Origin of the sequence: Sphingomonas sp., assembly GCF_003248515.1 — a bacterium.
Lineage (GTDB): Bacteria > Pseudomonadota > Alphaproteobacteria > Sphingomonadales > Sphingomonadaceae > Sphingomonas_I.
This window is the reverse complement of record NZ_QFOB01000001.1, coordinates 1-21,571: the sequence shown is the minus strand read 5'-3', so window position 1 is coordinate 21,571 and position 21,571 is coordinate 1. Positions and strand designations below refer to the sequence as shown.

18 protein-coding genes and 1 tRNA gene are annotated in these 21,571 nt (G+C 65.8%); 9 read left to right on the top strand and 10 right to left on the bottom strand.

The window, feature by feature from the left end:
• Nucleotides 1-42: 42 nt before the first annotated feature.
• Both DI605_RS00095 and DI605_RS00090 read right to left on the bottom strand, forming a co-directional pair.
• A complete protein-coding gene (locus tag DI605_RS00095; RefSeq protein WP_293968825.1) occupies nt 43-2,133 on the bottom strand; it encodes a TonB-dependent receptor in 2,091 nt (696 codons plus the stop codon).
• A 322-nt stretch (nt 2,134-2,455) separates the two neighbouring features.
• The gene (locus tag DI605_RS00090) at nt 2,456-4,516 is read right to left on the bottom strand and encodes a S9 family peptidase (RefSeq protein WP_293967549.1); all 2,061 of its coding nucleotides are present in this window, start codon (nt 4,514-4,516) and stop codon (nt 2,456-2,458) included.
• A 157-nt stretch (nt 4,517-4,673) separates the two neighbouring features.
• Here DI605_RS00090 and DI605_RS00085 point away from each other — a divergent pair, with 157 nt between their 5' ends.
• Entirely contained in the window at nt 4,674-5,579 is a 906-nt protein-coding gene (locus tag DI605_RS00085) for a dienelactone hydrolase family protein (protein WP_293967546.1), read from the top strand.
• A 189-nt stretch (nt 5,580-5,768) separates the two neighbouring features.
• Here the strand turns inward: DI605_RS00085 and uvrA are convergent, their stop codons facing one another.
• Nucleotides 5,769-8,750 carry an excinuclease ABC subunit UvrA gene (gene uvrA / locus DI605_RS00080; protein WP_293967543.1) on the bottom strand — a complete coding sequence of 994 codons (2,982 nt, stop codon included), beginning with the start codon at nt 8,748-8,750 and terminating at the stop codon, nt 5,769-5,771.
• Nucleotides 8,751-8,958: 208 nt separating this feature from the next.
• On the opposite strand from uvrA, the gene DI605_RS00075 reads away from it, so the two are divergent.
• From DI605_RS00075 to DI605_RS00065, 3 genes are all read left to right on the top strand, one after another.
• On the top strand, nt 8,959-10,590 hold the full coding sequence (locus DI605_RS00075; RefSeq protein WP_293967540.1) for a DNA methyltransferase: 1,632 nt from the start codon (nt 8,959-8,961) through the stop codon (nt 10,588-10,590).
• A gap of 130 nt (nt 10,591-10,720) precedes the next feature.
• Nucleotides 10,721-11,923, top strand: coding sequence for a hypothetical protein (locus DI605_RS00070; protein ID WP_293967537.1), 1,203 nt, complete (start codon nt 10,721-10,723; stop codon nt 11,921-11,923).
• Nucleotides 11,924-12,071: 148 nt separating this feature from the next.
• Nucleotides 12,072-12,145 (top strand) — tRNA-Gln (locus DI605_RS00065).
• On the opposite strand, the gene DI605_RS00060 is transcribed toward DI605_RS00065, so the two are convergent.
• Entirely contained in the window at nt 12,132-12,326 is a 195-nt protein-coding gene (locus DI605_RS00060; protein ID WP_293967535.1) for a hypothetical protein, read from the bottom strand. The genes DI605_RS00065 and DI605_RS00060 overlap by 14 nt on opposite strands.
• Before the next feature lie 9 nt (nt 12,327-12,335).
• Between DI605_RS00060 and DI605_RS00055 the strand changes: the two genes are divergently transcribed.
• On the top strand, nt 12,336-13,607 hold the full coding sequence (locus tag DI605_RS00055) for a dipeptidase (protein WP_293967532.1): 1,272 nt from the start codon (nt 12,336-12,338) through the stop codon (nt 13,605-13,607).
• A gap of 18 nt (nt 13,608-13,625) precedes the next feature.
• On the opposite strand, the gene DI605_RS00050 is transcribed toward DI605_RS00055, so the two are convergent.
• Nucleotides 13,626-14,246 carry a LuxR C-terminal-related transcriptional regulator gene (locus tag DI605_RS00050; protein WP_293967529.1) on the bottom strand — a complete coding sequence of 207 codons (621 nt, stop codon included), beginning with the start codon at nt 14,244-14,246 and terminating at the stop codon, nt 13,626-13,628.
• 254 nt (nt 14,247-14,500) lie between these two features.
• Between DI605_RS00050 and DI605_RS00045 the strand changes: the two genes are divergently transcribed.
• On the top strand, nt 14,501-14,698 hold the full coding sequence (locus DI605_RS00045) for a hypothetical protein (protein ID WP_293967527.1): 198 nt from the start codon (nt 14,501-14,503) through the stop codon (nt 14,696-14,698).
• Nucleotides 14,695-14,943, top strand: a complete 249-nt coding sequence (locus DI605_RS00040) for a hypothetical protein (RefSeq protein WP_293967524.1) — start codon at nt 14,695-14,697, stop codon at nt 14,941-14,943. The genes DI605_RS00045 and DI605_RS00040 overlap by 4 nt, the downstream gene beginning before the upstream one ends.
• Nucleotides 14,944-15,141: 198 nt before the next feature.
• On the opposite strand, the gene DI605_RS00035 is transcribed toward DI605_RS00040, so the two are convergent.
• The 5 genes from DI605_RS00035 to DI605_RS00015 form a co-directional block, all read right to left on the bottom strand.
• Nucleotides 15,142-17,463, bottom strand: a complete 2,322-nt coding sequence (locus DI605_RS00035) for a TonB-dependent receptor (RefSeq protein ID WP_293967521.1) — start codon at nt 17,461-17,463, stop codon at nt 15,142-15,144.
• 55 nt (nt 17,464-17,518) lie between these two features.
• Complete coding sequence (locus DI605_RS00030; protein WP_293967518.1) at nt 17,519-17,938, bottom strand: hypothetical protein; 420 nt, start codon at nt 17,936-17,938, stop codon at nt 17,519-17,521.
• A 256-nt stretch (nt 17,939-18,194) separates the two neighbouring features.
• Nucleotides 18,195-18,767, bottom strand: coding sequence for a 30S ribosomal protein S9 (gene rpsI, locus DI605_RS00025; RefSeq protein WP_293967516.1), 573 nt, complete (start codon nt 18,765-18,767; stop codon nt 18,195-18,197).
• Nucleotides 18,767-19,246 (bottom strand): 50S ribosomal protein L13, encoded by a 480-nt coding sequence (gene rplM / locus DI605_RS00020; protein WP_293967513.1) that lies wholly within the window; start codon nt 19,244-19,246, stop codon nt 18,767-18,769. The genes rpsI and rplM overlap by 1 nt, the downstream gene beginning before the upstream one ends.
• A gap of 317 nt (nt 19,247-19,563) precedes the next feature.
• Complete coding sequence (locus DI605_RS00015) at nt 19,564-20,604, bottom strand: COX15/CtaA family protein (RefSeq protein ID WP_293967511.1); 1,041 nt, start codon at nt 20,602-20,604, stop codon at nt 19,564-19,566.
• A gap of 168 nt (nt 20,605-20,772) precedes the next feature.
• On the opposite strand from DI605_RS00015, the gene DI605_RS00010 reads away from it, so the two are divergent.
• Together DI605_RS00010 and DI605_RS00005 are read left to right on the top strand one after the other, a co-directional pair.
• A complete protein-coding gene (locus DI605_RS00010; protein WP_293967508.1) occupies nt 20,773-21,231 on the top strand; it encodes a Fur family transcriptional regulator in 459 nt (152 codons plus the stop codon).
• A gap of 76 nt (nt 21,232-21,307) precedes the next feature.
• Nucleotides 21,308-21,571 (top strand): 1-deoxy-D-xylulose-5-phosphate synthase N-terminal domain-containing protein (locus tag DI605_RS00005; protein ID WP_293967505.1); only part of this gene is annotated, 264 nt, incomplete at its 3' end.

The window sequence follows — 21,571 nt, the reverse complement described above, 5'->3', positions numbered from 1 at the left end:
CCCTGCCGGCGGATACGCGGCCGGCGGCGCCCTCTGCTCCCCTCAGAGCTGGAAGCGGGCCGTCACCCGGATGTCGCGGCCCGCCAGCGGCGCATAATCCTTGAGGAAGGAGGCGGCGCGGCGCGCATTCACATCGAACAGATTGTTCGCCGAAAGGATGATGCTCGTGCCCTCGTGGCCGACGAACGGGTGGAAGCCCACCGATGCGTTGACGGTCGTCCAGCCCTTCGTCTCGGTCTCGAAATCGGCGGTGCGGCTCTGCTTGTTCGCCCATTCGACTTCGGCGCGCCCGAACACGCGGCCGCCCTTGGCCTCGACGCCGCCGAGCAGGCGGAGCGGCGGGATGCGGGGCGCGGGGCCGACGTCCAGGATCTGCGCGTTCACATAATCGGCAAGGCCGTCCAGCGCGATCGTCGTGTCGCCAAAGCGGGCGAGATCGATCGAACCCTGCGCCTCGAAGCCATAATAGCGGGCCTTGCCCTGGCGTGTTTGGTAGACAGGCAGGCCATCTTCCAGATCGCCGGTGGGGAGATCGTCGATATAGTTGGAGAAGCGGGTGTAATAGGCCGAGCCTTCCAGATCGAAGCCATGGCCGTGAACGTGGAGCACGGCCTCCGCGCCGTTCGCCTTTTCCTTGCGCAGGCCCGGATCGCCGATCTCATAGGCCTCGGTGCCGGCATGAGGCCCGTTGGCATACAACTCCTCGGCCGAAGGCGAGCGTTCGGAATGGGAGAGGTTCACGCCGATCCGCACGCCATCGGTGACAGCCCACGATCCGCCGAGCGATCCGGAGAAGAGATCGAAGCTGTCCTTGGCGACAAGGAATTGCGGCTGATCCGGCCGCGCCTTGGCCTCCACGATCGAATGTTCGTAGCGGCCGCCGGCTTCGATCTTGAACCTGCCATAATCCAGCTGCTGGAGCGTGAAGATGCCCTGCTGGTCGGTCTGGTTGCGGGGCAGGAAGGCCTCGTCGCCGACGACGTTGAAATCGCGATAGAGGAATTGCGCGCCCGTCACGCCGCGCCACGCGCCATGCTGCGCCTGGGCCAGTTCCAGCCGGCCTTCCATCCCCTGATTGTAGAAGGCGGTGCCGATCGAATTGTCTTCTTCCAGCTCGTAATGGCGATAGCGCGCCGCGCCGAGGCGGAAGCGGATCGCCTCCAGCACATTGCCGCCCGTATCGATTTCGGCGCGGGCATCGATCCGGTCCTGCGCCACGTCGATGCGCGGCGCCTCCTGCTCCTCGCCCAGTTGGGTCGCGTAGCGGATCGGCACGCCATAGAGGCTGTCATAATGGCTGTAGGAAAAGCCCAGGCTGCCCGTTTCGGTGATGATCGTGGCGCCGACGCCGACATCCCACGTCTTGGCCTGCGTATTCGGCAGCTTGTCCTTCACGGCGGCGTTGGCGGCGAAATCGATCTCGCCATCCGGATCGCCACCGGCCCGCGCCGTGGCGAGTGCCTGGTTGCGCAAGGCGGGAGTCAGCGCATAGCCGCCGATGCGCAGGTCGCCCGTCTTGAGATAGCTGCCGTCGACATGGAGGACGAGATTGTCGGCCGCCTTCACGTCCGCCGCGACACCGCCCGAGCGCTCGTTGGCGGCGCTGCCATAGGTGCCCTGCGCCTGGAGGCGATAGCCCGCTTCCGGAATACTGCGCGGAATGCGCGTGTCGATGACGTTGACGACGCCACCGATCGCCTCCGATCCATAAAGGAGCGCGGAGGGGCCGCGCACCACCTCGATCCGCTCCGCCAGCAGCGGATTGATGACCACGGCGTGATCGACGCTGGCGGTGGAGGCATCGAAGCTGCCGACACCATCGGTGAGCACGCGGACGCGATCGCCCTGGAAGCCGCGCAGGATGGGGCGCGAGGCGCTGGGGCCGAAGGAGGAAGCGGAGACGCCGGGCGTCCGCGCCAGCGTCTCGGCGATGGTGGGCTTCAGATTCTGAGCCAGTTCGGTCCCGGAAAGGACCGAGACGCCGGCGATCACATCCTCTCGCGAACGGGAGAGCGGAGCGGTGATGACGATATCCGGCGAGGTCGTGGCGCCGCTGGACGACGACGCCGCATCCTCGGCCAGAGCGGGCACGGCACCGAGCATCGCCACACCACCCAGCAGACCCACCTTCATCATTCGCATGCGTTTCTCGCTTCCCTGAAATCGGGGCGGACTCATAGCGCGATGATATATTGTATCAATGCTTTTTCTCGCAGTTGCACAACGGCTCGCCGCAGCAAGCTAAACCTCAGATGAACGCGTGGCGGCGCCTTGGATCTGCAGCGGGTGCAAACGTGGGGCCCGATCGCGCCATGACCGCCCTGTTCGGCATTCACCGGCCGGTGCGCTCCGCCGCCCGTGATCCCGCCCCGTGGACAGAGCCCCGGAACGGATCCGGGCTGACGGGCGGGTGCAGGCGCCGGACCGGTTCGAACGGAGGAGCGGCGGCGCCTCCTCATTCCTCCATCTGATCGATCACGAAAGCGAAGGCTTCGGCGCGCTCGCGCAGTGCCTCATACCGGCCCGATTTGCCGCCATGGCCGGCACCCATGTTGATCTTGAGCAGCAGCAGCGCATCATCCGTCTTGGTCGCGCGCAGGCGGGCGGCCCACTTGGCGGGCTCCCAATACGTGACGCGCGGATCGTTGAGGCCGCCGGTGATGAGCATCGGCGGATAGGCCTTCGCCGCGACATTCTCGTACGGACTGTAGCTGAGGATCAGCCGGAACGCCTCCGGATCGGTGATCGGATTGCCCCATTCGGGCCATTCCCCGGGCGTGAGGGGCAGGCTTTCATCCTGCATCGTGTTCAGCACGTCCACGAAGGGCACGTCCGCCACCACGGCGCCCCACAGATCGGGATCGGTATTGGCTACGACGCCCATCAGCTCGCCCCCGGCCGAGCCGCCATTGATGGCGATGCCGCCCGCCTTGGCGAAGCCGGCCGCGATCAGGCCCTTCGCCACATCCGAGAAATCATGGAAGGTGTTCCAGCGCTCCGTGGCCTTGCCCTGCAGATACCAGCCATAGCCGAGATCGTCGCCGCCCCGGATATGCGCGATCGCATAGGCCCAGCCGCGATCGAGCAGTGATAGCCGCCCGGTGGAAAAGCTGGGCGGGATGGCATGGCCGTAGGCGCCATAGGCGTAGAGGAAGAGCTTGCCCGATCCATCCTTCGGAAAGCCCTTGGGATAGACGATCGAGACGGGGATCGCCTTGCCGTCGCGAGCGGGAAGCATCAGCCGCTCCGTGGCATAGAGCGCGGGATCGTAGCCCGATGGCACCTCCTGCACCTTCAGCACCTCCAGCCGGCGATCGGAGGCATGATAATCATAGACGGTGGATGGCGTGACCATCGAGGAATAGCCGATCCGGTAGGCGGCCGGATCATATTCGGGATTGTGGCCAAGCCCGGCGCTGTAGCTCGCTTCCGGAAAGGCGATGCGATGCGTGTTGCCCGCATAGGTGCGCAGCAATATCTGATCGAGTCCGTCGATCCGCGCGGCGATGGCGATGTGTCGCGCGAAGCTGGCGATGCCAGTGAGATAGGTATCGTCCGATCCCGCGATCACCGTTTCCCACGCCTCCGGCGCGGCCGGATCGGCGGAGGCCAGGCGGAAATTCACATGATCGTCGTTCGTAAGGATCCAGAGCTTTCCGTGGGCGCTGTCCACCGAATATTGGCGCTTTACCCGACGGGGCGAGATCAGGATCTGCGCGGCGGCGGGATCGGCGGCGGGAACGATGCGCACCTCGCTCGTCTGATTATCCCCCGTCGCGATCTGGAGCCACTGGCGATCCTGCGTGCCGCCCACCGCGACGCGGAAGCCCTCGTCCGCTTCCTCATAGAGGGTGGTGGCATCGGCAGGATCGGTGCCGAGCCGGTGGAGCCGGGCGCGATAGCTGCGCCAGTTATCGTTCACCTCGGTGAAGAGGATCGCCTTGCTGTCGCTTGACCAGACGACGCCGCCATTGGTGACGGTGCTGACCGTCTCGATATCCGTGCCCGTCGCCAGATCGCGGATGCGCAGCGTGAAGCGTTCGGCGCCGCTTTCGTCCGCCGACCAGGCGAGCAACCGGGCATCGGGGCTGATCGAGAAGGCGGCGAGGCGGAAATAGGCCTTGCCCTCGGCCTCGGCCGCCTCGTCCAGCAGCAGCTGATCCGGCCCGCCGGCGACGGGCCTGCGCCAGCGGCGCGGATACTGGCTGCCGGCCTCATAGGCCCACCAGGTAAGCCAATCGCCATCCTTCTGCGGCACGGAGGAATCATCCTCCTTCATCCGGCCCTTCATCTCCTGGAAGATCGCCTCGACCAGATCGGCGCGCGGGGCCATCGCCGTTTCGAAATAGGCGTTCTCCTCGCGCAGATAGGAGAGGATCGTCTCGTCCTTCACCTCCGGATAGAGCGGATCCTTCAGCCAGTGCCAGGGATCGTCCAGCGTGATGCCGTGGACGGTCGTCTCGTGGGGGATGCGATGGGCGCGGGGCGGGGAGGGGAGGTTTGCGGTCCTGATCATCGCCCCTTTTCTGGGGATCGGCGCGCCCGCCCGCAAGGCCGGGCATGGCGCCGTGCAAATAGTGGCTTGCGCCTGGCCGCGCCGCCCACGATCCTGCCGGAAGGCGGGAGCGCCGGGGCGGGCGCCCCGGACACGGCGCCGATGCGTGGAGGGATGAATGCCGGATCGTGAGCCCATGCCCGAAAGCAGCCGCTTCAGCCGCGAACTGCTCGATCTGTTCGATGCCTTCGTCCATGGCGGGATCAGCCGGCGCGGCTTCATCGAGAAAGCGGCCGCCTATACCGGATCGGTCGCCGCGGCGACGGGCGTGCTGGCGGCGCTCAGCCCCGATTTCGCTGCGGCGCAGGTGATAGCGCCCGCCGACAAGCGCATCATCGTGACGACCGAGACGATCGCATCGCCCGCCGGCAACGGCACGATCAAGGCCTATGTGGCCAAGCCCGCCGGAACGACGGCGGCGAAGCGCAAGCCGGTGGTGCTCGTCGTCCACGAAAATCGCGGGCTCAACCCGCATATCGAGGATATTGCCCGCCGCCTCGCCGTGGATGGTTTCATCGCGGTGGCGCCGGACGCGCTGACCTCGCTGGGCGGCTATCCCGGCACGGAGGATGCGGCACGCGAGCTTTTCCCCAAGCTGGACCAGGCCAAGGTGCAGATGGATTTCCTGGCCGCCGCCGCCTGGGCGCAGAAGCTGCCCGACGGCAATGGCAAGCTGGGGGCCGTGGGCTTCTGTTATGGCGGCGGCATCGTGAACATGCTGGCCACGAAGATCCCCACGCTGGCCGCCGCCGTGCCCTTTTACGGCGCGCCGCCGAAGCTGGAGGACGTGCCCGCGATCAAGGCGGAAATCCTCGTCCAGCACGCCGGCAACGATGCGCGGCTCGTGGGCCTGTGGCCGGATTATGAGGCGGCGTTGAAGGCGGCCGGCGTGAAATATGAGGGATATGTGTATCCCGGCGTGGAGCACGGCTTCAACAACGACACGACCCCGCGCTTCAACAAGGCGGCGGCGGACCTGGCCTGGGGACGGACGATCGCCCTGTTCAAGCGGACGCTGGCATAAGCGAGGCGGCCGGGGACGACGAAACCGCACGCGCGAGGAGGCCGGTTGGCACGGCATCGGCCGCCGGCCAGGCGCGATCGGGGCCAGTGCGATCGGGCGCTGCGTGACCGGGGCCCGCGCGCTCCGCCATCGCCCCGCTGATCGCGGCGAAGAGGCGGAGCGCGGCCTCGAATTCGGGGCGCCGGGGGCTCACTCGGCCGCGAGCGCCTTGGTCTTGCGGCCGGGCTTGGCCTTGGCCGCCGGTGTGGCGGCTGCGCCCGCCGGCTTCGCCTCCAGCAGGGGGGCCAGATATCTGCCGGTGTAGGAGCGGGGTTCCTTCACCACATCCTCCGGCACGCCGACAGCGACGATCTCGCCGCCCTTGTCTCCGCCCTCGGGGCCGAGATCGATGATCCAGTCCGCCGTCTTGATGACTTCGAGGTTATGCTCGATCACGACGACCGTATTGCCCTGCTCGACGAGGGCGTGGAGCACCTCCAGCAGCTTGCGCACGTCCTCGAAATGGAGGCCGGTAGTGGGCTCGTCGAGAATGTAGAGCGTGTTGCCGGTGGCTCTCCGGGACAGTTCCTTGGCAAGCTTCACGCGCTGGGCTTCGCCGCCCGAAAGCGTGGTCGCCTGCTGGCCGACCTTGACATAGCCCAGGCCCACCTCCGCCAGCATCGCCATCTTGTCACGGATGCCGGGAACGGCCTTGAAGAATTCGACTGCATCCTCGACCGTCATGTCCAGCACGTCGGCGATGCTCTTGTCGCGGAACTTCACCTCCAGCGTCTCGCGATTGTAGCGCGCGCCGTGGCAGACATCGCAGGTGACGTACACGTCCGGCAGGAAGTGCATCTCGATCTTGAGCACGCCATCGCCCTGGCACGCCTCGCACCGGCCGCCCTTCACGTTGAAGGAGAAGCGACCGGGCTTGTAGCCCCGCGCCTGCGCCTCGGGCAGGCCGGCGAACCAGTCGCGTATCTGGGTGAAGGCGCCAGTATATGTTGCCGGGTTCGAGCGCGGGGTGCGGCCGATCGGCGACTGATCGATATCGATCACCTTGTCGAGATTCTGGAGCCCCTCGATCTTCTCGTGGTGGCCGGCCAGCATGCGCGCGCCGTTCAGCTGGCGCGCCGCCGAGGCGAAGAGCGTGTCGATCGTGAAGGTCGACTTGCCCGAACCCGAGACGCCGGTGATGCAGGTGAAGGTGCCGAGCGGGATCGAGGCCGTCACGTCCTTCAGATTGTTGGCGCGCGCGCCCCTCACGGTGAGCTTCCTGCCGGAGCCCTTGCGGCGCTTGCCCGGCACCTCGACCATGCGGCGGCCGGAGAGATATTGCCCGGTGAGGCTTTCCTCGCTGTTGAGGATATCCTCCAGCGTGCCTTCGGCGATGATGGTGCCGCCATGGACGCCCGCACCCGGCCCCATGTCGATCACATGGTCCGCCGTGCGGATCGCATCCTCGTCATGCTCGACGACGATCACTGTGTTGCCGAGATCGCGCAGACGCTTGAGCGTGACGATCAGGCGATCATTGTCACGCTGGTGCAGGCCGATCGAGGGCTCGTCCAGCACATAGAGCACGCCCGACAGGCCGGAGCCGATCTGGGAGGCCAGGCGGATGCGCTGGCTCTCGCCGCCGGAAAGGGTGCCGGAGGTGCGATCGAGATTGAGATAATCGAGGCCGACATTGTCGAGGAAGCCGAGCCGCTCGACGATTTCCTTGAGGATGGGCGTGGCGATCTGCTTCTGCTGATCGTTCAGATGGTCGGGCAGCGCGCGGAAGAAGGCGAGCGCGGGGCCGACGGCGCGGCGGGTGCTCTGCGAGATATCCTCGCCGGCGATCTTCACGGCGCGGGCCTCGGGCTTGAGGCGGGCGCCCTCGCACACCTCGCAGGGGGCGGAGGACTGATATTTGGCCAGTTCCTCGCGCATCCACGCGCTTTCCGTGGCGACCATGCGGCGCTCGAGATTGCCGATCACGCCCTCGAACGGCTTGGTGACGGTGTAGCTCTTCTTGCCGTCCACGAAGGTGAGCGGGATGGCCTTGCCCTTCGTGCCGTGGAGGATGGCGCTCCGGTCTTCCTCCGGCAGCTCATTCCACGGCGTTTCCAGCCTGAAGCCGTAAGCCTTGGCAAGGCTGCCCAGCACCTGCATGTAATAAGGGCTGGGCGGATTGGACTTGGCCCAGGGCACGACCGCGCCCTGCTTGATCGAGAGCGTCTCGTTCGGAACGACGAGCTGCGGATCGAAATAGAGCTTCTCGCCCAGGCCGTCGCAGGCCGGGCAGGCGCCCTGCGGCGCGTTGAACGAGAAGAGGCGCGGCTCGATCTCGGAAATGGTGAAGCCCGAGACGGGGCAGGCGAATTTCTCGGAAAAGGTGATGCGCTCGGACACGCCGGGCGGAAGGGCGAGCGCCTTGATGCCTTTCTTCAGGCCCTCGCTGGCGGCGGTGGCATTGGCATCCGCATCGCCCACCAGATCGGCATAAGCGAGGCCCTCGGCCAGCTTCAGCGCCGTCTCGAAGCTCTGGGCGAGGCGGGTTTCAATGCCTTCGCGCACGACGAGGCGATCGACGATGATGTCGATGTCATGCTTGTATTTCTTGTCGAGCGCGGGGGCTTCCTCGATCTCGTGCGTCTCGCCGTCGATGCGGACGCGGGTAAAGCCCTCCTTCTGCCACTGGAGCAGCTCCTTCCTGTATTCGCCCTTGCGGCCGCGCACGACCGGGGCGACCAGCAGGAAGCGCGTGCCTTCGGCCAGCTGCATCACGCGATCGACCATCTGGCTCACCGTCTGCGCCGAGATGGGCAGGCCGGTGGCGGGCGAATAGGGGATGCCGACGCGCGCCCAGAGCAGACGCATATAATCGTAAATCTCGGTGACGGTGGCGACCGTGGAGCGCGGATTGCGCGACGTGGTCTTCTGCTCGATCGAGATGGCGGGGCTGAGGCCCTCGATATGCTCGACATCCGGCTTCTGCATCAGCTCCAGGAACTGGCGCGCATAGGCGGAAAGCGATTCCACATAGCGGCGCTGGCCCTCGGCATAGATGGTATCGAAGGCGAGCGACGATTTGCCCGAGCCGGACAGGCCGGTGATGACCGTCAGCGTCTCGCGCGGGATATCCACGTCGACGCCCTTGAGATTGTGCTCGCGCGCGCCGCGCACTTTGATGTGGGTCAGCATATGGAGCACCGATGCTGGGAGATGCGAGTCAGGGACATGGGAAGTGTTCTATATCCGTTCCGGATGGGGCGCCAGACGGGATGTAGGAAGCGGCGGCCGCGCCTGCCACCGGTGCGGGCGGCCAAAAGATGCATCCGTTTTCGAGCAGGTCTCCGCCGAAAGCGTGGTTCGCCACTCTAATCTTGCGCCTTCCTTCGGGGGAGGGGGCATGTCGAAGCTTTTCTACGGGGACAATCTGGAGGTGCTGCGCGCGCATGTCGCGGATGCCTCTGTCGATCTGATCTATCTGGATCCGCCGTTCAATTCGAACGCCAGCTACAACATCCTGTTCCGGGCGCCGAACGGGGCGGGCGCGGATGCCAGCATCGAGGCGTTCGACGACACTTGGGCGTGGGGGCCGGCGGCGAGCGCGGCGCTGATGGACATCACCGAAAGCGGCAATCACCGCCTGCACGTGCTGATGCAGGCGATGCGGACCGCGATCGGCGAGAATGCGATGATGGCCTATCTGGCGATGATGGCGGTGCGGCTGGTGGAACTGCATCGCGTGCTGAAGCCGACGGGGAGCCTCTATCTCCACTGCGATCCGACCGCGAGCCACTATCTGAAGCTGGTGCTGGATGCGGTGTTCGGACCCGAGAATTACCGGAACGAGATTACGTGGAAGCGAACCACGACGCACAGCGACAGCAAGACGTGGAGCAAGATCACCGACATTATATTGTTTTATACGAAGTCGCCGGAATTCATCTGGAACACGCCGCGCGAGATACATGACGAAGCCTATGTTACGGCGAAGTACAGGTTGAACGATCAAGACGGAAGGGGGCGCTATCGGCTAGATAATATGACCAGCCCAAGTCCCCGGCCCAATATGATGTATGAATGGATCGGCTTTCCGTTCCCGCAAATGGGCTGGCGTTACAAGCGCGAGACAATGCAGCGGCTGCATGACGAGGGGCGGATTTGGTATCCGGTTGACCGTGACGGAAAGCCGGATACCCGGCGTAGACCTCAGTTGAAGCGCTATCTGGAAGAGATGGCTGGTGGCGTAATCGGATCGGTGTGGACCGATATCCCGCCCCTAAACTCCCAGGCGCAGGAGCGTCTCGGTTATCCCACCCAAAAGCCGATCGCCTTGCTGGAACGCATCATCTCCGCCTCCTCGAATCCCGGCGACGTCGTCCTCGATCCCTTCTGTGGATGCGGGACGGCCGTGGATGCGGCGCAGAAGCTGGGGCGGCGGTGGATCGGGATCGATGTGACGCATCTCGCGATCGGCCTGGTCGAGAAGCGCCTGCGTGACGGCTATGGCGATCAGGTGCGGTTCGAGACGATCGGTAGCCCGCGCGATCTCGCCTCGGCCCAGAGGCTGGCGCAGGACGATCCCCATCAGTTTCAGGCGTGGATCACGCTCAGGCTGGGCGGCTGGCCGTGGATGGGCGGGCGCAAGGGCGGGGACAAGGGCGTCGACGGCTATTTCTATTATGTCGGGGCGGACGGAGCGACCGAGACGGGCGTGATCTCCGTGAAGGCAGGCGGACACATCAATCCCGCCATGGTGCGCGACCTCGGCCGCGTGATGCAGCGGGACGGGCACAGGCTGGGCCTGTTCGTGAGCGCGAGCCCGCCGACGAAAGGCATGACGGACGAGGCGAACAGCCACGGCCTGATCGAGACCGAATTCGGCCGATATCCCGCGTTGCAGATCTTCACGCTGGCCGAACTTTTCCAGGATCGGCATCCCCGCCTGCCCCCATTGGTGAGCCCGCATCGCCGCGCGGCGCGCGTGGAAACCCGCGTGAGCCATCAGGCGGGCGCGCAAGGTAACCTCATCTGAGAGCGAGGCAGCACCCATACGGAAGGGCGTGTCGGGCGGCGGGGCGTTCCGCTCCATTATGGTTAATGTTCCGCTTAGGAAATGAAAGGTCCGATCTACGCTGTCGATCATTTCCGGGGGGAGATGATCGATGCGTTCAAGGATCTTTCTGTTGCTGGGGGCGCTTTCGCCCGTGATGCAGGGCTGCGCCGTCTACAGCTTCGCGGCGCCCGATGTGGACACCGCCTATGCGATGGAAAACAAGGGCGTATCGCCCATGGACTGCAAATATCCGCGCAAGCTGAATGGTGGCCCCAGGGTGAAGGGGCCGGGCGATCGCGAACCGATCACCCACACGTTCGACGGCGCCAACCATCTGATCGACAATTATCTGATGGTCTATCGCTGCGCCTCGCGCCATGTCGCCAACGGGCGCCAGCATTTCGAGGTGCCGGCGCTGGCGCTCGCGCTCGGCGGGGCGACGGCGGCGGCCTTCGGCGCGCCTTCCGGCGTGGCGATCGCCACCGGCGCGGCGGGCGCCGGTCTTACGAGCACGAAATCCTATTATGCCCCGCGCGACAAGGGGCCGATCCTGGCCGCTTCCGTCGATGCGCTGACGTGCGTGAAGAGCGAGGCGAGCGGGCTGGATGCCTATGCGGCGAGCGTGATCGACAAGGCCGCCCAGAACAAGCCGGAGGGCACCGAGGCACACGAAATGGTTTCGCCCACGGCCGAGAGCGGCGGCGCCACGATCGCCGTGACGGCGGTGGACCAATATTTCACGCTGATCGAGACGGCGCTGTTCTCGGTCGAGAATATCGCGGCGCAGCGGCTGGGCAGCGTCGGCAGCTATGCACCCGACGCGCTGATTTCCGAGATTACGGCGCTGGCCGCCCAGCAGAAGGCGCTGAAGGACCAGAAGCAGGCGGATGCGGGCGACGGCGGCAAGACGGAGGAGCAGAAGGCGGCCGACGAAAAGGCGGGCAAGATCATAGCGGCCGCCGGCGACGCCGCGACGATCGACGCGCTCAAGACCGAGACGCCCGAGCCGAGGAAGCTGGGCGACACCGAATCGGCGCTGATGACGACGCAGGCCTTCGAACTGGCGCTGAAGGATTCGACCCAGAAGAAGCTCTTCTCCGATAAATTGAAGAGTGGGCTGCTGGGCCCCAAGACCGTGATCGCCGAGGAAAAGGGCAAGCTCGTCGAGCGCCCACTCACCAGCGCGGAAAGCACGGCCATCGCGGCGAAATCAGAGGGCCAGGGCGCCCGGGAAGCCGTCTCCTCCGTGCTGCTCGACATCACCGCGATGCAGCCCAAGCTGCAGATGTGCGTGATCCGCGCGAAGCTCTGATAAAGCGCCTCTCGCCGCACGGCGGGAGGCGGCTTTTCTCTGCCGGGCGCGATGGTGGCCGAACGATCGGCGCCGTGGAACCGGAAGTCGCGCGCCGCGCGTTGACACCCGCGCGCGGCTCACCTATCTGGCGCGCCTCCGCTGACGCTGCCCTGTCGTCTAAAGGTAAGACCACGGACTCTGACTCCGTTAATTGAGGTTCGAATCCTCACGGGGCATCCAGCGGATCCTTCTGAAAATCGATGTTGCGGGCGTGGACCTCTTTCGGGAGGAGGTTCCCTTTCCGGAAGGAAAGCGCCGGATGCGCACGGGCGGCGGGCCGCGCCGGGGCGGGATTCCCGAAAATGCGGGAAATCGTGCAAAACGCCGGCCGCGTCTTGTGCGGGGGCGGGGGCATCGTCATCCTTCGCTCATGCTTCGCACCCCGCTCCTCGCCGCCGCCCTTCTCGCCTCCCTCTCCGCGCCGGCTCTCGCCGCGCCGGCGGCCGCCGATCCGGCGATGGCGCGCGCGCTGAGGATCATGGCCTCGACGCCGATGATCGACGGCCACAATGACTGGGCGGAAAGCCTGCGCGGCAAGGATGGCGACAAGCGCTGGACGATGAAGCTCGACAGCCTGCCCGGCTATCATACGGACATAGACAGGCTGCGGCAGGGCCATGTGGGCGGCCAATTCTGGTCCGTCTATGTGAGCGCGGGCCTGCCCGAGCAGGAACAGGTGATCGAGACGCTGGAGCAGATCGATCTCGTCCGCGATATCGTCGCGCGCTATCCGCAGACGTTCGAGCTGGCGACAACCGCCGCCGATGTGCGCCGCATCCACAAGGCCGGGCGGATCGCCTCGATGATGGGCGTGGAGGGCGGTGGCCAGATCGACCAGCGCTTCGCGGTGCTGCGCGCCTATCGGGCGCTGGGCGCCTCCTACCTCACGCTGACCCACGCCGTCACGATCGACTGGGCGGACAGCGCCACCGACGATCCCAAGCATGGAGGGCTCACCCCCTTCGGCAAGGCGGTGGTGCACGAACTGAACCGGCTGGGCATGCTGGTGGACCTGAGTCACGTTTCCGAAGGCGTGATGAAGGATGCGCTGGCGACGACGAAGGCGCCGGTGATCTTCTCCCATTCCAGCGCGCGCGCGCTGGACGATCATCCCCGCGACGTATCGGACGAGGTGCTGAAACTCGTCGCGCAGAATGGCGGCGTCGTGATGGTCACCTATGCGCCGGCCTATGTTTCGGATGCCTATCGCCGCTGGAGCGCGGACCGCTCGGCCGAGCGCACCCGGCTCAACGCGCCGCCCTTCGGCGGGCTGCTGATTGGGCAGCCGGACAAGGCGGCGGCGGCCATGAAGGAATGGGAGAAGGCCCATCCCATGCCCGAAGTGACGCTGGGGGAAGTGGCCGACCATATCGAGCATGTCGCCAAGGTGGCGGGCGTCGATCATGTGGGCGTGGGATCGGATTTCGACGGGGTGAGCGATCTGCCGACCGGGCTGAAGGACGTTTCCACCTATCCCGCGTTGCTGGCCGAACTGATCCGGCGCGGCTGGAGAGACGCGGACGTCGCGAAGCTGGCGGGCGGCAACGTGCTGCGCGTGATGGAGGGTGCGGAGAAGGTCGCGGCCGCGATGAAGAACGAGCTGCCGGCGACGGCGACGATCGAGATGCTCGACAGGAAGTGAGCCGCGCGCCCGCGCCGGTCAGATGATCCCGGCGCGGACGGCGATCACCGCCGCATGCACCTTGTTCTTCGCCTCCAGCTTGCGGGCGGCGTTCGACAGGTGAAACTCCACCGTGCGCTGGCTGATCTCGACGATCCGCGAGGTTTCCCAGGCGGTTTTCCCGATGCTGACCCACCTGAGGCATTCGATTTCGCGGCCGCTCAGGCGGCTGGCGATATCGGGCACGACCCGCTCGGGTGGCGGGGGAGCCGCGGGTGCCGGATCGAGATCGCCCCGGTGAAGATCGGTAGTATCCGTGACGCAGCCGATGGCGCGGCGATGATGGTGGGAATCGACGATCAATGACGCAACCGAGCGCCACCAGCGCACTTGCCCGTCCGAGCGCACCACGCGGAAATCGACATGATATTGCTCGTCCAGCTCGATCATCGCGTTGACGCTTTCGGGATCGATCGCGGTGGCCCGATCCACATCGTCCGGAAAGATGAAGGGCCTGAAGTCCGCTATCGAGCGCATCATTCCCGGCCCGATGCCCAGCAGATCATGCCATGTCGCGTCGCATTCCAGTATGTCCAGATCGATATTGTAATCCCACAGTCCCGCTTTCAGATTTTTCAGGTGGGATATTAGAAGGAGCAAATCAATATCCATCAAAATCCTCAAAGTTCAAACTTTGTTCGCCGCCCTCTCAATTTGGAAAATAACATATCGTTAGAGTGCTAATCGATTTTCAATTCTAATTGTCAGACAGTACAATAAACGCGAACAGGCATTCATTAGTTCCCTCGTAAATTTACGAGTTTAACACAAATTTACAATTGCTGTAGGGCGGAATGACATCGCCGGAGAATAGATAAAGACGCCAGGGGTGATCGCTGAACAGGATTGTTCAAATGACGCTGGATGACGTCCGTACGATTTCAGGAGAGGGCCTGATCGCGCTGCATGGTGCGAAGACAGAGCAGATGATTATCGATCTTCTCATAGAAGTTCTTAAGAAAGGACGCGATGAGGTCAATGTGATCGAGCAGAAACTGCTGCAGGTCCAAATAATTTCCGAGAATCGCAGAAGAGATGGGAAGGTGGTGTGAGCCCCCCCAAGGCCGAATTGCTCAAGCGCGACGAACAGGAGAGTGGCGATCCGGCGAGCTGTCGGCCCCGATCCGCGCGGTGCGAGGCGATCAACCAGAGGCTTCTCGCCGAGCGCAGGGCCGATACGCTGGAATGCGAGCGGGTGGCCATTTCGAATGCGGTGCGGATCGCCCATCTCGTGATCGCGCTGAAGAATGGCGTGGCCGATCCGGAATTGCTGGCCGAACGCATCCGGCGCGGATGAACGGCGCATCCCCCGCAAGGCCGGGCTGGATGGACTGCGGTTTCCGTGCGGAAACGTCCGAAGCCCCCAAGGATGAGCGGCCTGGACGATATCGATCCGATCCGGCGCCGCTTCACCGGGCGGGAGGGGCGCCGACGATTCGGCCCGTCATCCCCAAACGTATCCGGGATGACGGGAGACGATGATGGGAGACCGGGCCTATAATTTGTAGCCCACCTGCATCGTGAAGGTGCGCTGTGGGAAGGGGTGGAACAGGTAATATTTCCTGTTGTTGAGATTATCGACGCCGACGCTGAGCGACCATCTGGGCGTGACATCGAACAGGGCGCGGGCATCCATCACGAAATACCCCTCAAAGCCCATATAGGTATGGCCGATCGGATCGCTGTTATCGATCGTGCCCCACAGGCGGCTGGAATAGCGACCCGCCAGCGTGAGCGCGACGGGGGGGGCCGGATGCCAGGTGGCCGCCGCCGTGAGCTTCCACTTGGGCACCTGCGGCAGGCGTTTGCCGACCGAGGCGGGCAGGGCGGCGTTGGCGCGCGTTTTGGCATCCGTGAAGGTGGCGCTGCCGAGCAGATCGAAGCCCGGCAGCACATCCCGCCGATCGAACGACGCCTCCACGCCGCGCGCGCGCGTGCGATCGATATTCTGGACGAAGGTGGCGAGCACGGTGGTGCCGTTGAGCGGGCCGGTCTGGGAAACGAGCGCGTCCTTGATCACCTCGTTGAACAGGGCGAGGCGGATCGTGCCGCGCTCATCATGCTTTTCCAGTGCCAATTCCTCCGATTGGGCGCGCTCCGGCTTCAGATTCGGATTGGGCGTGGCGGGCACGGGCGTCGTCACGATCTGATAGAGTTCGCCCACGGTGGGGAAGCGCGAGGCTTGGCCAAAGGAAGCGCGCGCTGTCCAGCCCGGGATCGGCGTCCAGGCGAGCGTGGCCTTGGGCGAGAAACGGCTGGCGGTGCGGGTCGGCTGGATCGTGCTGATCGCGGGCGAGCGCGAGAAGTTCACGCCATCATAGGCCCGCCACCATTCGTAGCGACCGCCGATCGTGAGCGTCAGCTCCGGGCGGATGTCCCACGCATCCTGCAGCCACAGGCCTGTGGTGCGCGTCTTGCCGAGCGATTGCAGGTCGAGCGCGCCTTCGCTGCCGGCGCGCCAGTCGCCCGTCAGGTAGCGGCTGCTCCTGATCTCGAAGCGATCATAATGGGCGCCGAAGCCAAGCCGATGGCCCCCGCCCAGGAAAAGGCCGCCATTGGCATCCAGCGTGCGCCAGCCCGTGCCATCCAGACGCAGGATCGTGCCCGCGCCGCCGGAGAGGGCGGAGGGCGGCGCGGTGGTGGGGGTGCGCTGCACATCCCTGTCATAATCGAACAGCGTGCCGACGATCTGCCAGTCGAACGGCCCTTCCGAACCGCTGGCCGTGAGGCTGTGCGAGAAATGGCGCTGTTCGCGCGTATAGATGCCGCTGGCGAAGGCGGTGGCGGCCAGCGTGTAGGCCCGGCCATCGATCGTGTAACTGCCCGACCAGGCCGGCGCGCCCGCCGCGGAGAGATAGGTTTCGGCGGACGAGCGCGTCTCGTCGAGCAGAAGCCCGCCGACATAGGTGAGGCGGATCGCGGGCGTCACATCCAGCGCGGCCTTCAGCTTGTAGCGATCCTGATGCTGTCGCTCGATCCCGCTGGCGCCCAGTACGCGGATCGCGGCGCCGGTGCGGTTCACATCCGCGACGGCGCCCGTGGCGGGCGTCCCGGCGGTGGAGGTGGCGGCGGGCACGGCGGCGGTTACATAGAGCAGGGGCTGGCTGTCGCTCTCGACATGATCGACGCTGGCAAACAGGCTGAGCGGGCCGAAGCGATCGCCGATCGTGCCGCCGATCTGGCGCGCGGGCAACGTATCGCGCGTGGCATATTGGCTGTATTTCTGCACGCTCATGCCGGCGGTGACGGTGCCTTCCAGATGATCGGGCAGGCGCGTGGTGATGTTGACGACGGCGCCGATGCTGTTGCCCGGATAGGCGGCGGAGAAGGGGCCGTAGATCACGTCGATCTTCGCGATCTCCTGTGGGGAGACGAGGCTCCAGCGCGGCGAGGCATTGGTATTGTTGTTGCCGATCAGCGCGGACAGCAGCGCGCCATCGGCATAGACTAGGCTGCGCGCGCTGGCGCCGACCCCCGAGGTGCGCGTGGCGAGCGGCGATTGCGTGTCGCCGATATGGCGCTTCCGCACGAACAGGCTGGGCAGATATTTGAGCGTATCCTCCACATTCACCGCGTTGACGGTGGTGCGGATGCGCGCCGCATCGATCATCAGGGGGGCGGCGGGCATGTTCTGGATCGTCGCGGTTTTCTGCGCGCCGGTGACGAGGATGTCCTGCGCCTGATCGCCTGCGGCGGACGCGTCGGCGGCGGTGGCGTCCGTGGTGGCGGCGAAGGCGGGCGTGGCGACGGCAGCGAGCATGGCGGCGCCGAACAGGCGCGCGCCGGCGCCGGCGAGGGCGCGGGGGGAAACAGACATGGATATCCTTCCGAATCGGGAGAGGGCGGCCGCGCGGGGCCGCCGGATCAGGCGATCAGAAGGTTACGGGTGGCCCTCGGGACGGGGGCGGAGGGGCGGCGAGGCCGCGACCGGGCGACACGGCGCGCGCGACGAGGATGGGCAGGGCGACGGTTGCGAAGAACGGCGCCGCAGGTTCGGCGAGTGGTTCGGCGAGATCCAGCGCGCCCGCCAGGCCGGCGAAGGCGCATTCGCGATTCGAGCTATCGCCGCCATCATGGTCGCGCCCGTGCGAGCCCATATCGGCCATCGCCATATGGTGCATGCCGTGCGCCGCGGGCGCGGCCGGCATGGGTGCCATGCCGGAGCATGGGACGAGCTGCGCGCCGCCGTGAGATCCGGCTTCCCACATGAAGCCGGTGGGCACGAGCAGGCGCATGGCGAGCGCGAGCAGCAAGGCTGCCAGCCCAAGCCGCCACGGCGCGGAGCGTGTCACGAGGCCCCTCATCCCGCCCAGTGTGTCGTTTCGGGCGCGATGCGGCAAGGAATTTTGAGGAAAGCGGCCGAAAAAGCAGAAAGGGCGCCGCCATGTGATGGCGACGCCCCTGTCTGTTGCGGGATTCGGTCTCGAAAGGCGCTGGTGGCTTCGAGAAAAGAACGCCACGACATCGGATACGGCCGGCTGCGCCGGCCCTGTCGCCCGTCATGGCGGGTCCCGGAATTGCTTTCGCAATTCCGGATCGTCCGTTTCCTTAGCGCTTCGAGAACTGGAAGCTGCGGCGGGCCTTCGCCTTGCCGTACTTCTTGCGCTCCACCGCGCGGCTGTCGCGGGTGAGGAAGCCGGCTGCCTTGATCGGCGCGCGCAGGACCGGCTCGTAGCGGGTGATCGCCTGGCTGATGCCATGCTTCACGGCGCCGGCCTGGCCCGAGAGACCGCCGCCCGTGACGGTGGCGATCACGTCATACTGGCCTTCACGCTCGGAGATGCCGAACGGCTGGTTGATGACGAGGCGCAGCGTGGGGCGCGCGAAATAGACTTCCTGATCGCGACCGTTGATCGTGATCTTGCCGGTGCCGGGCTTCAGCCAGACGCGGGCGACGGCATCCTTGCGGCGGCCGGTGGCATAGGCACGGCCGAACTTGTCCAGCTGCTGCGGGCGCAGCGGCGTGGTGGGAGCGGCGGGCTCCGCGATCTGGCCGGCCATATAGGCTTCGGCCGTGGCGTCGGCGTCAGCGGCGACCGGGGTGGAAACCTGTGCCGGAGCCGGGGCTTCCTGACCCGTCAGCGCCGCGAGATCGGCGAGGGACTGGCGATTGTCGGACATTATGCGCCCACCTTGTTCTTGCGGTTGAGGCTCGCGATATCGAGCACTTCCGGGTTCTGCGCGGTATGATCATGCTCCGCGCCCTTGAAGACGCGCAGGTTGCGCATCTGCTGGCGGCCCAGCGGGCCACGCGGGATCATGCGCTCAACAGCCTTCTCGAGCACGCGCTCCGGGAACTTGCTGTCCAGCACCTTGGCGGCGGTGATGCCCTTGATGCCGCCGGCATAGCCGGTGTGCTTGTAATAGACCTTCTGGCCCAGCTTCTTGCCGGTGAAGCGCACCTTGTCCGCATTGATGACGATGACGTTGTCGCCGCAATCGATGAAGGGGGTGAAGCTCGGCTTGTGCTTGCCGCGCAGGATGTTCGCGATGATCGTCGCGACGCGGCCGACGACCAGGCCGTCCGCATCGATCAGATGCCATTTCTTTTCCACCGTGGCGGGCGTCGCCACCTTGGTGGTCTTGGTCAGCGCCTTCATGGGCTTAAGTCCTCGATTTCGATAGAGGATCGCGAACCTTGGCCCGGCGCCCCTCAAAACAAGCAGGCGCCGCCCCGCGAGGGACAGCGCCAACGGCCGGCCAAATGCTGTGAGAGGGCGAAAAAGTCAAGCGAAACAGGGTGTTTCGTGAAAGGTATTGGGATACCGCGTTGATCGCGCCGGTGCCTCCGTACCTTTCCGGATCGGAAGTGGCTGAATCTCGCGGCTTTCCTCATCACCACCCGGATATAGGGGCGATGGAAGGGCTGCGGGATCGGCCGGGAAGGCGCGCGCCTGTTGAGCCAGAGCCGGGCGAATCAGCGGTGCGGGGGCTGGCCGAGGCGATGGGCCGACCAGATCAGGGCCGCCAGCAGCACGGCGGCCCCCGCCTGATGGGCGACGGCCAGTGTGATATCCACGCCGCTCAGCAGCGTGGCGATGCCGAGCCCGATCTGAAGCGCGACGATCGCCAGCAGCAGCTGCGCGCGGCCGGGCGCGCCTGCCCGCCATGTCGCGCGGGCGACGAGGAGGATCAGCGCCGCGACGACGAACGCCCACCAGCGATGCACGAACTGCACGACGACGGGATTGGAGACGAGATTGGCGATCGCGCCCGTGCCGGCCTGCCAGCCACCCTCGGGAAAGAGGCTGTCGCCCATCAGCGGCCAGGAGGCGAAGGCATATCCGGCCCGGAGCCCGGCGGTGAAGGCGCCGAGCGCGAGCTGGACGACGAGTGCGAGGATGGCGAGAGCGGGCAGCGCCTTCATCCGCGCGCGCCGGGTGATGCCGCCGCGCGCGAGCGCGAACAGATCGAGCGCCGTCCAGATCAGCACGCCATAGATGAGCATCGCCGCGAGCAGGTGAATGGCGAGGCGGATGTGGCTGACTTCGGTCCGCTCGGTGAGGCCGGAGGCGACCATCCACCAGCCTATCAGTCCCTGTAACCCGCCCAGCGCGAAGATCAGCAGGGTGCGCCAGCCATAGCCGCGCGGAATCCATCGCTTCCACCAGAAGACGAGCAGCACGAGCGCCAGCACCGTGCCGATCGTGCGCGCCAGCAGCCGGTGGCAATATTCCCAGAAATAGATGTGCTTGAAGCCTTCCAGCGTCATCTGGCTGTTGAAGGCCCGATATTGGGGAATCGCCTTGTAGCCTTCGAACTCGGCTTGCCACTGGGCATCGGTCAGCGGGGGGATCGCGCCCCGGATCGGCTTCCATTCGGTGATCGAAAGGCCGCTCTCCGTGAGCCGGGTGATCCCGCCGACGGCGACGATCGCGAAGACGAGCGCGGCGACGACGAGCAGCCAGAAGCCGAGCGCGCGGGGGCGGGGACGGGCCGGGGCGGTGCGGGCGAACATGCGTGCGGGCTAGGAGCGTCGCGCGGAGGCGTCAATTCGCGAAGGGCTGGCACCTTCGGCCGCGCCGTTCGCCCGGATATCGAGATTCGGGACGATTCCCGTGACGGGCAGGCGAGGCACCGGATCACCGCGCTTGCCGCGCGCGCCCGCCAATCCTAATTTGGGGGCATGGCTCATGTTCATACGGTCCATACCGGCAGCGCGCTCGGGGAAGCGGCACGGGCTTCGCTCGAGGCATCGGGCGAACAGTGGACGGCGATGCGCGCCGATGTGTTCGAGGCGCTCTCCGGCTTCGAGAAGCCCGCCAGCGCCTATGATATCGCAGAGGCGGTGAGCCGGGCGCAGGACCGGCGGGTGGCGGCCAACAGCGTGTACAGGATCCTCGATCTGTTCGTGCAGAAGAACCTCGCCCAGCGGATCGAGAGCGCCAACGCCTATGTCGTCAACGCGCATCCGGCGTGCCGGCACGACTGCATCTTCCTGATCTGCGATCAGTGTGGCCGGATCGCCCATGTCGACGATGATCGCCTGACGAAGGATGTGCGCGGCGCTGCGACGAAAGCGGGATTTTCCCCCGAACGGCCCGTGATCGAGGTACGCGGTCGCTGCGCCGATTGCGCGGCATGAGCTGCCGGCTGCCCACGGGGTAGAAATGCCGGAACGGGACGCCTAAGCAATCGGGCTCATCGAAAGTTGCTTATCCATGACTGATCGCCCTTCCACACCCCTGCTCGATACGATCGAGACGCCGGTCGCGCTGCGGGCGCTGGACGCGGGCCGGCTGGCGCAGGTGGCGGATGAACTGCGCGCCGAGACGATTTCTGCCGTGTCGACGACGGGCGGGCATCTGGGCGCCGGTCTTGGTGTGGTGGAGCTGACGGTAGCGCTGCACTATGTGTTTGAGACGCCGCGGGATCGTTTGATCTGGGATGTTGGTCACCAGGCGTATCCGCACAAGATACTGACG

Bases quoted from the DNA above. Each gene is read 5' to 3' on its own strand.
- uvrA (WP_293967543.1), bottom strand. From the start codon at position 8,750: ATGCTGACCCACATCAAAGTGCGCGGCGCGCGCGAGCACAATCTCAAG.
- DI605_RS00045 (WP_293967527.1), top strand. From the start codon at position 14,501: ATGACGCTGGATGACGTCCGTACGATTTCAGGAGAGGGCCTGATCGCG.
- DI605_RS00015 (WP_293967511.1), bottom strand. From the start codon at position 20,604: ATGTTCGCCCGCACCGCCCCGGCCCGTCCCCGCCCCCGCGCGCTCGGC.
- DI605_RS00090 (WP_293967549.1), bottom strand. From the start codon at position 4,516: ATGATCAGGACCGCAAACCTCCCCTCCCCGCCCCGCGCCCATCGCATC.
- DI605_RS00075 (WP_293967540.1), top strand. From the start codon at position 8,959: ATGTCGAAGCTTTTCTACGGGGACAATCTGGAGGTGCTGCGCGCGCAT.
- DI605_RS00095 (WP_293968825.1), bottom strand. From the start codon at position 2,133: ATGAAGGTGGGTCTGCTGGGTGGTGTGGCGATGCTCGGTGCCGTGCCC.
- DI605_RS00055 (WP_293967532.1), top strand. From the start codon at position 12,336: ATGCTTCGCACCCCGCTCCTCGCCGCCGCCCTTCTCGCCTCCCTCTCC.
- DI605_RS00085 (WP_293967546.1), top strand. From the start codon at position 4,674: ATGCCGGATCGTGAGCCCATGCCCGAAAGCAGCCGCTTCAGCCGCGAA.
- DI605_RS00010 (WP_293967508.1), top strand. From the start codon at position 20,773: ATGGCTCATGTTCATACGGTCCATACCGGCAGCGCGCTCGGGGAAGCG.
- DI605_RS00035 (WP_293967521.1), bottom strand. From the start codon at position 17,463: ATGTCTGTTTCCCCCCGCGCCCTCGCCGGCGCCGGCGCGCGCCTGTTC.
- rpsI (WP_293967516.1), bottom strand. From the start codon at position 18,767: ATGTCCGACAATCGCCAGTCCCTCGCCGATCTCGCGGCGCTGACGGGT.
- DI605_RS00060 (WP_293967535.1), bottom strand. From the start codon at position 12,326: ATGACGATGCCCCCGCCCCCGCACAAGACGCGGCCGGCGTTTTGCACG.
- rplM (WP_293967513.1), bottom strand. From the start codon at position 19,246: ATGAAGGCGCTGACCAAGACCACCAAGGTGGCGACGCCCGCCACGGTG.
- DI605_RS00070 (WP_293967537.1), top strand. From the start codon at position 10,721: ATGCGTTCAAGGATCTTTCTGTTGCTGGGGGCGCTTTCGCCCGTGATG.